General features: G+C 64.8%; 15 protein-coding genes. 12 read left to right on the top strand and 3 right to left on the bottom strand.

What is annotated here, in order from left to right; all coding sequences use genetic code 11:
* Positions 1 to 573 (bottom strand): heat-inducible transcriptional repressor HrcA (locus EN943_RS29030; RefSeq protein ID WP_164778433.1); only part of this gene is annotated, 573 nt, incomplete at its 3' end.
* 198 nt (positions 574 to 771) lie between these two features.
* On the opposite strand from EN943_RS29030, the gene rph reads away from it, so the two are divergent.
* The 6 genes from rph to EN943_RS28995 all read left to right on the top strand — a co-directional run bounded on the left by rph (position 772) and on the right by EN943_RS28995 (position 4,679).
* Positions 772 to 1,488 (top strand): ribonuclease PH, encoded by a 717-nt coding sequence (gene rph / locus EN943_RS29025; RefSeq protein WP_056585385.1) that lies wholly within the window; start codon positions 772 to 774, stop codon positions 1,486 to 1,488.
* 183 nt (positions 1,489 to 1,671) lie between these two features.
* The gene (locus EN943_RS29015; RefSeq protein ID WP_127415601.1) at positions 1,672 to 2,082 is read left to right on the top strand and encodes a VOC family protein; all 411 of its coding nucleotides are present in this window, start codon (positions 1,672 to 1,674) and stop codon (positions 2,080 to 2,082) included.
* Positions 2,082 to 2,729, top strand: coding sequence for an RdgB/HAM1 family non-canonical purine NTP pyrophosphatase (rdgB, locus tag EN943_RS29010; protein ID WP_127415600.1), 648 nt, complete (start codon positions 2,082 to 2,084; stop codon positions 2,727 to 2,729). The genes EN943_RS29015 and rdgB overlap by 1 nt, the downstream gene beginning before the upstream one ends.
* Entirely contained in the window at positions 2,726 to 3,889 is a 1,164-nt protein-coding gene (gene hemW, locus EN943_RS29005; RefSeq protein ID WP_127415599.1) for a radical SAM family heme chaperone HemW, read from the top strand. Before rdgB ends, hemW begins: the two co-directional genes overlap by 4 nt.
* A 3-nt stretch (positions 3,890 to 3,892) precedes the next feature.
* Entirely contained in the window at positions 3,893 to 4,216 is a 324-nt protein-coding gene (locus tag EN943_RS29000) for a low molecular weight protein tyrosine phosphatase family protein (RefSeq protein WP_127415598.1), read from the top strand.
* Between the two features lie 25 nt (positions 4,217 to 4,241).
* Positions 4,242 to 4,679 (top strand): EamA family transporter, encoded by a 438-nt coding sequence (locus EN943_RS28995; protein ID WP_127297006.1) that lies wholly within the window; start codon positions 4,242 to 4,244, stop codon positions 4,677 to 4,679.
* 73 nt (positions 4,680 to 4,752) lie between these two features.
* Here EN943_RS28995 and EN943_RS28990 read toward each other — a convergent pair whose 3' ends face one another.
* A complete protein-coding gene (locus EN943_RS28990; protein WP_127415597.1) occupies positions 4,753 to 4,941 on the bottom strand; it encodes a hypothetical protein in 189 nt (62 codons plus the stop codon).
* A gap of 134 nt (positions 4,942 to 5,075) precedes the next feature.
* On the opposite strand from EN943_RS28990, the gene rsmI reads away from it, so the two are divergent.
* Complete coding sequence (gene rsmI, locus EN943_RS28985; RefSeq protein ID WP_127415596.1) at positions 5,076 to 5,993, top strand: 16S rRNA (cytidine(1402)-2'-O)-methyltransferase; 918 nt, start codon at positions 5,076 to 5,078, stop codon at positions 5,991 to 5,993.
* A complete protein-coding gene (locus tag EN943_RS28980) occupies positions 5,986 to 6,363 on the top strand; it encodes a YraN family protein (protein ID WP_127415595.1) in 378 nt (125 codons plus the stop codon). The genes rsmI and EN943_RS28980 overlap by 8 nt, the downstream gene beginning before the upstream one ends.
* A gap of 173 nt (positions 6,364 to 6,536) precedes the next feature.
* Here the strand turns inward: EN943_RS28980 and EN943_RS28975 are convergent, their stop codons facing one another.
* Positions 6,537 to 7,343: an undecaprenyl-diphosphate phosphatase gene (locus EN943_RS28975; protein ID WP_127415594.1), complete on the bottom strand. Its 807-nt coding sequence runs from the start codon at positions 7,341 to 7,343 to the stop codon at positions 6,537 to 6,539.
* Between the two features lie 155 nt (positions 7,344 to 7,498).
* Between EN943_RS28975 and EN943_RS28970 the strand changes: the two genes are divergently transcribed.
* The 4 genes from EN943_RS28970 (at position 7,499) to mepA (ending at position 11,375) form a co-directional block, all read left to right on the top strand.
* A complete protein-coding gene (locus tag EN943_RS28970; RefSeq protein ID WP_127415593.1) occupies positions 7,499 to 8,191 on the top strand; it encodes a glutathione S-transferase family protein in 693 nt (230 codons plus the stop codon).
* Positions 8,172 to 9,326, top strand: a complete 1,155-nt coding sequence (queG, locus tag EN943_RS28965) for a tRNA epoxyqueuosine(34) reductase QueG (RefSeq protein WP_127415592.1) — start codon at positions 8,172 to 8,174, stop codon at positions 9,324 to 9,326. The genes EN943_RS28970 and queG overlap by 20 nt, the downstream gene beginning before the upstream one ends.
* Positions 9,323 to 10,222: an SDR family oxidoreductase gene (locus tag EN943_RS28960; protein ID WP_127415591.1), complete on the top strand. Its 900-nt coding sequence runs from the start codon at positions 9,323 to 9,325 to the stop codon at positions 10,220 to 10,222. Before queG ends, EN943_RS28960 begins: the two co-directional genes overlap by 4 nt.
* 64 nt (positions 10,223 to 10,286) lie before the next feature.
* On the top strand, positions 10,287 to 11,375 hold the full coding sequence (gene mepA, locus EN943_RS28955; RefSeq protein WP_127415590.1) for a penicillin-insensitive murein endopeptidase: 1,089 nt from the start codon (positions 10,287 to 10,289) through the stop codon (positions 11,373 to 11,375).
* Positions 11,376 to 11,457 lie beyond the last annotated feature (82 nt).

Here is an 11,457-nt window from a genome sequence, read left to right as displayed (position 1 = left end):
GTGCAGTTGCGAGACGGTGATGCCGGCGGGCAGCTCGACGACGCGGTTCTCGACGTCGCCATTCTGCGACACCAGTACCGCCAGCGCCTTGGTCGGTTCGAGCTGGATGAATTCGATGTGCTTCAGCGCCACCTCGTTCTTGGCGGCCAGCACCAGGCCGGCGCCGCGCGACATGCCCGACAGCATCTGGCTGGCCTCGGTCAGCATGTGCTCCAGCGTCGCGCCGGAGCCGGACGCCCGCACCTGTGCCTCGATGGCGCGGCGCTCCTCGTCGGAAAGGTCGCCAAGCTCCATGAAGGCGTCGACGAAGAAACGCAGGCCGGCCTGCGTCGGCAGCCGGCCGGCCGAGATGTGCGGCGCGTAGATCAGGCCGAGATGCTCGAGATCGCTCATCACGTTGCGGATGGTCGCCGGCGACAGCGAGGACGGCAGGATGCGCGACAGGCTGCGCGATCCCACCGGTTCACCGTCCCTGAGGTAGGAATCGACGATGCGCCGGAAGATGTCGCGGGAACGCATATCGAGCGACTGAAGCGCGGGCGACTGCGAACTCGGATCGACTGCCTTGGTCATACGGCCAAAAACCTCCGGCCCAAGGATATAGACTTACACTGCACCCGCGCAACCCGGTGTCTGTGCCAGATCACGCGGTGTCTTTGTGAGATCACCCGGCGTCTGTGTCAGATCGTCAGGCCATTTTCCTTTGCGCCACGGGTCCCATGCGGTTACAAGCCGGCCAAGATTCCGAAAAATGACAAGAAAGCAGCCTGAATGCGCCCTTCCAAACGCCAATTCGACGAAATGCGTGCCATCTCCTTCGAGCGCGGCGTCTCCAAGCATGCCGAAGGCTCGTGCCTGGTGAAGTTCGGCGACACGCATGTCCTGTGCACGGCCAGCCTCGAGGAAAAAGTGCCGGGCTGGATGCGCAACTCCGGCAAGGGCTGGGTGACGGCGGAATACGGCATGCTGCCGCGCTCGACCGGCGAGCGCATGCGCCGCGAGGCTTCGGCCGGCAAGCAGGGCGGCCGCACGCTGGAAATCCAGCGGCTGATCGGCCGTTCCTTGCGCGCCGTGGTCGACCTGCAGGCGCTGGGCGAGCAGCAGATCACCGTCGACTGCGACGTCATCCAGGCCGATGGCGGCACCCGCACCGCCTCGATCACCGGCGGTTGGGTGGCGCTGTATGACTGCCTGCGCTGGATGGAAGCCCGCCAGATGGCCAGCGTCGCCAAGGTGCTGAAGGATCATGTCGCGGCGATCTCCTGCGGCATCCATGACGGCCAGCCGGTCATCGACCTCGACTATATCGAGGATTCCTCGGCCGGCACCGACGCCAATTTCGTCATGACCGGCAAGGGCGGCATCGTCGAGATCCAGGGCACCGCCGAGGGCGAGCCTTTTTCGGAAGAGCAGTTCGCGGACTTGATGGGTCTGGCCAAGAAGGGCATCCAGCGCTTGGTTAGTCTGCAGCAGATGGCGGTGGCTTAAGTCTGAGATGCCGAGCGTGAACACCCCCCTCTGGCCTGCCGGCCATCTCCCCCTGAAGGGGGGAGATCGGATGCCGTTTCGGTCTTCGCCAATCTCTGGCGTTGCAGGGTGCGCGACAACGCAGAAGCTGCCAATCTCCCCACTTGAGGGGGAGATGGCCGGCAGGCCAGAGGGGGGCGCCTCGTGACACCCTCTGCAATCCTGGAATCCGCCCTCTACGTCACCGACCTGACCGCCGCGGAAACCTTCTACACCGACATTCTCGGCCTCCCCCTCCTCGGCAGGGTCGACGGCCGCCACCTCTTCTTCCGCTGCGGGCCGGGCGTGCTGCTCATCTTCAACGCCGAGGCAACGAAAGTGCCGCCGGCGCCTGACGCCAGGCTGCCGGTTCCACCGCACGGGGCGGTCGGCGAAGGCCATCTCTGCTTTGCGGCGACCGCCGATGAAATCGCCGGCTGGAAAGCGCATCTCGAGGCGAAGAACATCGCCATCGAGAGCGAATTCGAGTGGCCGCAGGGCGGTCGTTCGATCTATATACGCGACCCCTCGGGCAATTCGATCGAATTTGCCGAGCCAAGAATCTGGGGCCTTTGATGCATTCTCTCGATGGCAAGAAGATCGTCGTCGCCAGCCATAATGACGGCAAGCTGCGCGAATTCGCCGACCTGATGGGGCCGTTCGGCTTCGAAGCGAAGTCGGCCAAGGAGTATGGCCTGCCGGAACCGGATGAGACCGGCACCACCTTCGAGGAGAACGCCTACATCAAGGCGCTCGCCGCCGCCAAGGCGACCGGCCTGCCGGCGCTGTCGGACGATTCCGGCCTGTGCGTCGACGCGCTTGATGGCGCACCCGGCGTCTACACCGCCAACTGGGCCGAAACCCCGGACGGCAGCAGAGATTTCGGCATGGCCATGCAGCGCACCGAAGTGGCGTTGCAGGAAGTGGGAGCGGCCTTGCCGCAACAGCGCAAGGGACGTTTCGTCGCCGTCATCTGCCTGGCGTTTCCCGACGGCGAGGCGGAATATTATCGCGGCGAGGCCGAAGGCACGCTGGTCTGGCCACCGCGGGGCGAGCTCGGCTTCGGCTACGATCCTGTGTTCCTGCCCGATGGCTTCGAAAAAACCTTCGGTGAGATGAGCGCTGAGGAAAAGCATGGCTGGAAGCCCGGCCAGGCCACGGCGCTGTCGCACCGCGCCCGTGCCTTCCAGAAATTCGCCAAAGCGAGATTGGGCTTGGCATGAGCATGCTGCTCGACCGGGCGCCCGGCTTCGGCGTCTATGTCCACTGGCCGTTCTGCGCGGCCAAATGCCCCTATTGCGACTTCAACAGCCATGTCCGCCACCAGCCGGTCGACCAGGAGCGCTTTGCCGCCGCCTTCGAGGCCGAACTGGCGACAATGCGCGAACGCACCGGGCCGCGCGAGGTGACCAGCGTTTTTCTCGGCGGCGGCACGCCCTCGCTGATGAAGCCGGAAACCGTGGCCAGGGTTCTGGACGCCGTTGCGAAGAACTGGACTGTGCCTGACGGCATCGAGGTGACGCTGGAGGCCAATCCGTCCTCGGTCGAGGCCGAACGCTTTCGCGGCTATCGGGCGGCCGGCGTCAATCGCGTGTCGCTCGGCGTTCAGGCGCTGAACGACAAGGATTTGCGCTTCCTCGGCCGGCTGCACAATGTCGAAGAGGCGCTGCACGCCATCGGCCTGGCGCGGGAAATATTCCCAAGGCTGTCCTTCGATCTGATCTATGCCCGGCCCGGCCAGACGCCGGAGGCTTGGGCATCGGAGCTGGAACAGGCGATCGGCCATGCCGCCGACCATCTGTCGCTCTACCAGCTGACCATCGAGGAAGGCACGCCCTTCCACGCCCTGCATGCGGCAAAGAAATTCATCATTCCCGACAATGACCACGCCGCCGACCTCTATGCGCTGACGCAGGAGATTACATCGGCGCATGGTTTGCCGGCTTACGAGATTTCCAACCACGCCAGGCCGGGCGCCGAGAGCCGGCACAACCTCACCTATTGGCGCTATGGCGAATATGTCGGCGTCGGGCCGGGCGCGCATGGCCGCTTCGTCGAGCATGGCCGCCGCACGGTGACGATCGCCGAGCGGATGCCGGAAACCTGGGCCAATCTGGTCGAGGCCAAAGGCCATGGCGTCACCGGCGGCGAAATCCTGACGCGTTCGGAAGAGGCCGACGAATTCCTGCTGATGGGCCTGCGGCTCGCCGAAGGCATCGACCTCTCCCGCTACGAAGCGTTCTCCGGGCGCGGCCTGTCGAGCGCACGGCTGTCGATGCTGCAGGGCGAGGGTCTGGTGGCGCCGATCGGCAATGCGCGCCTGCGCGCCACGGCCGCCGGCATGATCGTGCTCGACGCCGTGGTGGCAGACCTGGCGCGCTAACCCTTGAAGAACGTCCTCTTCGTATGCAGCCAGAACCGCTTGCGCAGCCCGACCGCCGAACAGGTGTTTTCAACCCGCCGGGATATCGAGGTGGCCTCGGCCGGGACAAACCACGATGCCGACACGCCGCTGACGCATGAGCTGGTGGCGTGGGCCGACCTCATCTTCGTCATGGAAAAGGCGCACCGCACCAAACTGCAGAAGAAATTCAAGGCCGGCCTGAAGAAGGCCCGTGTGATCTGCCTCGAAATCCCTGATGACTATGAATTCATGGATCTGGAGTTGATTAGCCTTCTGAAGGCACGCGTTTCACGGTATCTCGGCTAAGACGCCACCCGCAAAGGCCACCGGCATGAACCTGACCGTATCCTCCTGGCAATTCTGGGCCCTGCTCTCGGCGGCATTCGCTGCCCTGACGGCGATCTTCGCCAAAGTCGGCATCGAGAACATCAATTCCGATTTCGCCACCTTCATCCGCACGGTCATCATCCTGATCGTGCTCGGTGCGATTCTGCTGGCCAGCGGCCAGTTCCAGTCGCCGGCTACGATCTCGGGAAAGACCTGGGCTTTCCTCGGCCTGTCCGGTCTGGCGACCGGCGCCTCATGGCTCTGCTATTTTCGCGCCCTGAAGATCGGCAATGCGGCGCAGGTGGCGCCGATCGACAAGCTAAGCGTCGTGCTTGTGGCGGTGTTTGGCGCGGCCTTTCTCGGCGAGCGGTTGTCCGGAGCGAACTGGCTTGGCGTCGCCCTTATCGCGGCGGGCGCGGTGCTGGTCGCCTATCGAGGATAGTTGCGCGCCGTTGCGGGCGTTCTTTGTTTCAAGACGGGTGATGAAGATATCGAAGCGATTGGGCATCGTCCGGTCAGTGCTCCGTCGTGCTGTCTGGTTTGTTGCGGTCGGAAAGCCTGCCGCTCGTCGGCGAGGTGCTCTCGGTCTGCTCTTTGGTCAGGCTGTTCTCGGTCTTGGCGGGCAGGCGCCTGGCCGTGGCGGCAACGCGGTTGCGGCCGGCATAGTAGGGCTCGAAAGCGTCCTGTATCTTCAGGCTGTCCATCCTGTCCTCCTCCGGAATCAGGGGGCTAATCTGCCAACGCCGGTTTGGTTCCCCACTGTGGCAAAGGAAAGGCGAATTCCTTACATCGGCGTCAGCTTTTGCAAGCCCGCGTCAGCCGTGCCAAACAGGGCTGAATGGAGAAGTCATCAGTGACCGCAGAGACGGGCAAACGCAGCTATGTAGTCGGGCAGACCGAGATCGCGGCCCGGCCGCTGGAGCCGGCGCTCTATCTGGTGGCGACGCCGATCGGCAATCTCGCCGACATCACGCTGCGCGCGCTGGAGACACTGGCCGCCGCCGACATCGTCGCTTGCGAGGACACGCGGGTGTCGCGCGTGCTGCTAGACCGTTATGGCATCCGCCGCCGCACCACGGCCTATCATGAGCATAATGCCGGAGAGGCCGGGCCGAAGCTGATCGCAGCACTCCAGGCCGGACAGAGCGTGGCGCTGATCTCCGATGCCGGCACGCCGCTGGTGTCGGACCCGGGCTATCGGCTGGTCGGCGAAGCGCTCGACCATGGCATCCGCGTCGTGCCGATCCCCGGCCCATCGGCGCCGCTCGCGGCGTTGACCGCATCCGGCCTGCCCTCGGATGCGTTCATGTTTGCCGGGTTCTTGCCAGTAAAAACAGGGCAGCGGCTGACGCGGCTGGAGGCACTGAAAGCCGTGCCGGCGACGCTGATCTTCTTCGAATCGCCGCGCCGGCTGGCCGAATCCCTCGGTGCCATGGTCGAAGCGCTGGGCGGCGAGCGAAAAGCCGCGATCGGCCGTGAATTGACCAAGACCTTCGAGGAAATGCGCACCGGCACGCTCCAGGCGCTGGCCGACCACTATGCTGCGGCCGATACGCCGAAGGGCGAGATCGTCGTCTGCGTCGGTCCGGCCGAGGCCAAGGCCGACGAGCCCGCCGACATCGACCGTCTGCTTCTGTCGCTTGCCGCCGAGATGCCGGCCTCCAAGGCGGCGGCGGAGGCCGCGAAGATGACCGGCGGCCAGAAACAGGCGCTCTATCGGCGATTGCTGGAGCTCAAGGAAAGCGGCGGTGGCTGAACGCCCGAGCGCCAGCCGCCAAAAAGCCTATCGGCGCGGCCATCGCGGCGAATGGTTGGCGTCGGTAGCGCTGATGCTGAAAGGCTATCGCATTCTCGCCCGCCGCCATCGCACGCGCTTCGGCGAGATCGACCTGATCGCGCGGCGCGGCGATCTGGTGCTGTTCGTCGAGGTCAAGGCGCGGCGCACGCTGATGGAAGCCATGGAGGCGATCGGCCACGAATCGGAACGTCGAATAGAAGGCGCGGCCGACATCTGGCTGTCGCGCCAAGCGGACTACGGCAGACTGTCGATGCGCTTCGACATGGTCGCGGTGCTACCCTGGCGCTGGCCGGTACATGTCGAGAACGCATTTTATGGTAGGAATTGAGGGGCCACTTACGGGCGTTGCTCGCCTTCGCATGGCTCCCTGCCCTTCGGGCGTTCAGTCCCTTCAAAATGTCCACTGGACCTTTTGATCCGCCCGAAGGCGGACCGGGCCTTCACCGTTCGTCGTTCGGAAAGCCAAGCAATTGGCTTTCCGTCCGCTACGCGGAACACTCCTCACCCCCAGATCATCAACGCCACCAAGCCGACACCGCCAACCACCAGCCGCCACCAGCCGAACAGCGAGTAACCATTGCGCGAGACGTAGTCGAGCAGGAAGCGCACGACGATGAGCGCCGTGACGAAGGCGGCGACGAAGCCGACGGCGATGATCGGCAGGTCGGCGCTGCTCAGCACGTTGCGGTTCTTGAACAGGTCGAAGGCGAAGGCGCCGACCATGGTCGGGATTGCAAGGAAGAAGGAAAATTCAGCGGCCGCGCGCTTGTCGACGCCCAAAAGCAGGGCGCCGACGATGGTCGAGCCCGAACGCGATGTGCCGGGAATGAGCGACAGGCACTGGAAAAGCCCGATCTGCAGGTAAAGCCGGGTCGGGAAGCGCTCGACGTCGCGATAAACCGGCTTGAGGTTCATGCGGTCGACCACCAGCAGCACGACGCCGCCGATGATAAGCATGATGCAGATCAGCCTCGGCGATTCGAACAGCACCGTCTTGATGAAATCATGCGCCAGCGCGCCGATGAACGCCGCCGGCAGGAAGGCGATCAGGATGCCGATGACGAAATGCCGGGTCAGACGATCATGCGGCAGGTCGATCAGCATCTGCCACAGACGGCGGAAATAGACGCTGAGGATCGCCAGGATGGCGCCGAGCTGGATCAGGATCTCGAAGGCCTTGCCGGTCGAATGGAAGCCGAGGAAATGACCGACAAGCAGAATATGGCCGGTCGACGACACCGGGATGAATTCGGTCAGCCCCTCCAGCAGGCCGAGCAGCAGGGCTTCGACGATGGTCTGGCTTTCCATGGCTACCTCGGCATTGACGGCTGACAGAAGGGCTTGCTTGTCATGGCGTTGAAGTCCCCCTATAGGTCGCAACACCCTGACGGCCCGCTAACCGGGCGGCCAAGACTTACCGGTGCGCCCTGCGATTCGCCAGTGCGCTTTATCATCGCGGAACCATGCTGACGCTTTTCCACCATCCCATGTTCGCCACCTGCCGCTTCGTCCGCCTCGCTTTCGGCGAGTATGGCGAGGAGCTGGCCCTGATCGAGGAAAAGCCGTGGACCCGGCGCAAGGAGTTCCTGGCGCTGAACCCGGCCGGCACGCTGCCGATCCTGCTGGCCGAGGGCGACGTGCCGATCGTCGGCGCGACCGTCATCGCCGAGTATCTCGATGAAACGCGCGGCGTCTTGAAGCGCGACAAGCGGCTGTTCGCCGAGGACCCGATGCAACGCGCCGAAATCCGCCGGCTGACCGACTGGTATCTCAACAAGGCTGAAAGCGAAGTCACCCGCCATCTCGTGCGTGAGCGCGTGCTGAAGCCGGTCATGCCGGAAACGGCGGGCGGCGGCTCGCCCGATTCGGGCGCGATCCGTGCGGCGCGCGCCAACATCCGCCAGCACATGAAATACACCAACTGGCTGGCCGGCACCCGCCATTGGCTGGCTGGTTCCAGGGTCACCTATGCCGATCTCGCAGCCGCGGCGACGCTGTCGGTGCTCGATTATCTCGGCGAGATCGACTGGCGCGAGCACAGCGCTGCACGCGAATGGTACACGCGGGTCAAGTCGCGGCCCTCCTTCCGGCCGCTCTTGACCGATCGGGTGCGCGGCCTGTCACCGGTGTCGCACTATGCGGACCTCGACTTCTGACGCCGCAAAACTGCGCGCGCTGATCGACGCGGAGGCGCAGCGTGCCGGCTTCGATGCTGTCGCCGTCACCTCTCCCGATGCGATCCCGCTGGCGCCGGCGCGACTGGCTGAATTCATCGCCGACGGCTTTCACGGCTCGATGGACTGGATCGCCGAGACGCTGCAACGCCGCAGTGAACCAACGGTCCTCTGGCCGCAGGTGCGCTCGATCATCGTGCTGGCGATGAACTACGGCCCCGATCATGATCCACGCGGCGTGCTGGCCAGCCGCGACCGCGGCGCGATCTCGGTCTATGCGCAGAACCGCGACTATCACGATGTGATGAAGGGACGGCTGAAGGAGATCGCCGGCAAGATCGTGGCGCGCGCCGGCGGTGATGTGAAGGTGTTCGTCGACACCGCACCTGTCATGGAAAAGCCGCTGGCCGAAGCCGCCGGGCTTGGCTGGCAAGGCAAGCACACCAATCTGGTCAGCCGGGAACACGGCTCCTGGCTGTTCCTGGGCACCATCTTCACCACAGCCGAACTCGTGCCCGACCGCGCCGAGATCGATCATTGCGGCTCCTGCCGCGCCTGCCTCGACGCGTGCCCGACCGATGCTTTTCCGGCGCCCTATCGGCTCGATGCGCGGCGCTGCATCTCCTATCTCACCATCGAGAACAAGGGGCCGATCCCGCACGAATTCCGCGAAAAGATCGGCAACCGCATCTATGGCTGCGACGACTGTTTAGCCGCATGCCCGTGGAACAAATTCGCCAAGGCGGCTTCGGAAGCAAAACTGGCCGCGCGCGATGATTTGCGCGAGCCGCCGCTCGCAGATCTGCTGGGTCTCGACGATGCGGCCTTCCGCGCCTTCTTCTCCGGGTCGCCGATAAAACGCATCGGCCGCGATCGGTTCATCCGCAACGTGCTGATTGCCGCCGGCAATTCCGGCGATGCCTCGCTGTCTGGCGCGGTGCATACGCTGCTTGGCGATCCGTCGCCGCTGGTGCGGGGCGCGGCAATATGGGCGCTGGCGCGGCTGGTGCCGGACGCCGAATATTCCGAACGGCTGGCCATCGGCCTGAAAACCGAGAGCGACGAAGCCGTGCGCGACGAATGGCGTCTGGCGCGGCCAACCAGGGCGAATGCATGAGCGAAAAGCAGATCTTCATCTTCGGCGCCGGCTATTCCGGCAGGGCTTTTGCTCGGGCTAACAAAGGCGCCGCGACGATATTCGGCACGACACGCTCGCCGGACAAATTCGAGACACTACGGCAGGCCGGCATCGCGCCGCTGCTGTTCGACGGCGCGATGACCGGCGAAATCGGTGATGCGCTGGGAAAAACAACGCATCTGCTGATTTCGGTCGCCCCGGAAGAGGCCGGCGATCCCGTTCTGAATGCCGCGCGAAAAACGATCGCTCAAATGCCGGCGCTGGAATGGATCGGCTATCTCTCCACCGTAGGCGTCTACGGCAATTATGACGGCGCATGGGTCGATGAAACCGCCGAATGCCGGCCGGTGTCGAAGCGCTCGGTGATGCGGGTTGCCGCCGAACAGGACTGGCTGGAGCTGGGCCGCGAGATCGGCCGGCCGGTGGCGATCCTGCGCCTGTCCGGCATTTACGGCCCCGGCCGCAACGCGCTGGTCAATCTGGAAAATGGCACTGCAAGGCGGCTGGTCAAGCCGGACCAGGTGTTCAACCGCATCCATTGCGACGACATTGCAGGCTCTCTGTGGCAGCTCATCAATGGCAATACCGGCGGCGTCTTCAACATCACCGATGACCTGCCGGCGCCGCCGCAGGACGTCGTCGCCTATGCTGCTTCCTTGATGGGTATCGAACCGCCGCCCGAAATTCCCTTCGACGGCGCCCAACTTTCGCCCATGGCGCGGTCCTTCTATGGCGAGAACAAGCGTGTCGCCAACGCGGCGATCAAGGCGGCGGGCTATTTCCTGCGCTTTCCGGACTACCGCGCCGCCTTCGACCATATGTGGGCAAGCGGCGACTGGCGCGATGGCGAGGCGCGCAGCCCGATGAAGCGCTGAAGATCAAAGCGTCGTGCTTTGCGTGCTATGATTCGGCCTTGGATTGCGGTGGGGGTCCGGTTTCATGAAAACAGCGATACGGCCATCTCTCGGCAAAAAATTCCGGCTGGCGGCCGCTCTCGGCCTGTTCGTCCTTGCCGGCCTGGCCATACAGCCGGCCGCGGCCGAAGAACGGGCAAAGGACCTGTTCGGCGCCAAGAAACTGCCGGCCGCGACCGCGGCGCAATCGATCGGCTTCTATTCCAAGGGCTGTTTTGCCGGCGGCGTCGCCATTCCCATGGACGGTCCGACCTGGGAGGTGATGCGGCCTTCGCGCAACCGTCGCTGGGGCCATCCGGCGATGATCGCGGTGATCGAGAAACTGTCGCGCGACGCGGCAGCCGATGGTTGGCCGGGCTTGCTGATCGGCGACATTTCGCAGCCGCGCGGCGGCCCGATGATGACCGGACATGCCTCGCACCAGATCGGGCTCGACGCCGACATCTGGCTGACGCCGATGCCCAGCCGCCCGCTGTCGATGGCGCAGCGCGAATCGATGAGCGCCACCTTGATGGTCGATGAGAAGACCCATCTGGTGAAGGACGCGCTGTGGACGCCGGCGCACACAAGGCTTCTGAAGCGGGCGGCGAGCTACAGCCAGGTCGAGCGCATCCTGGTCAATCCGGGCATCAAGAAGAAGCTCTGCGACACCGTCAGGGGCGACCGTGGGTGGCTGCGCAAGATCCGGCCGTTTTGGGGCCACGACTATCATTTCCACATGCGCATCGGCTGCCAGCCGGGATCGCCCGGCTGCAAGGCGCAGGAAGCGACGCCGGACGATGACGGTTGCGGCAAGCCGCTGGCCTGGTGGTTTACGCAGGAGCCGTGGCGCCCTAACAAGAACCCGGATGCGCCCAAGGCGCGCGACCTGATGACGATGGCGAACCTGCCGAGCGAGTGCCGCGCCGTGCTCGACGCACCGGGGCCGTCTTCGGCCGAGGCGGCGACCTATCATGGCGGTAGCGTGCCGGTCGCGGCTGCCGCGCCCGAACCCGAAGCGCCGTCGTTGCCCGCCACCCCGGCCGCTGCCGGCTTGCCAAGCACGGTGAACGCTTTCACGGCGACTCCCGAGATCGGTGTGCCGCTACCGCGACCGCGGCCGCCAGGAAACTGACGGCCACGGCTCATAGGCGGGCTCAATCGGTTCAGGGCCTCATTTCGCGAAACCGTGGCGGTTTGGCCGCAGAGCCGGCCTC

It is taken from the genome of Mesorhizobium sp. M7A.F.Ca.US.006.01.1.1 (assembly GCF_003997935.1).
Lineage (GTDB): Bacteria > Pseudomonadota > Alphaproteobacteria > Rhizobiales > Rhizobiaceae > Mesorhizobium.
The sequence above is the reverse complement of the archived record's forward strand: the minus strand, read 5'-3'. Positions and strand labels throughout refer to the sequence as shown.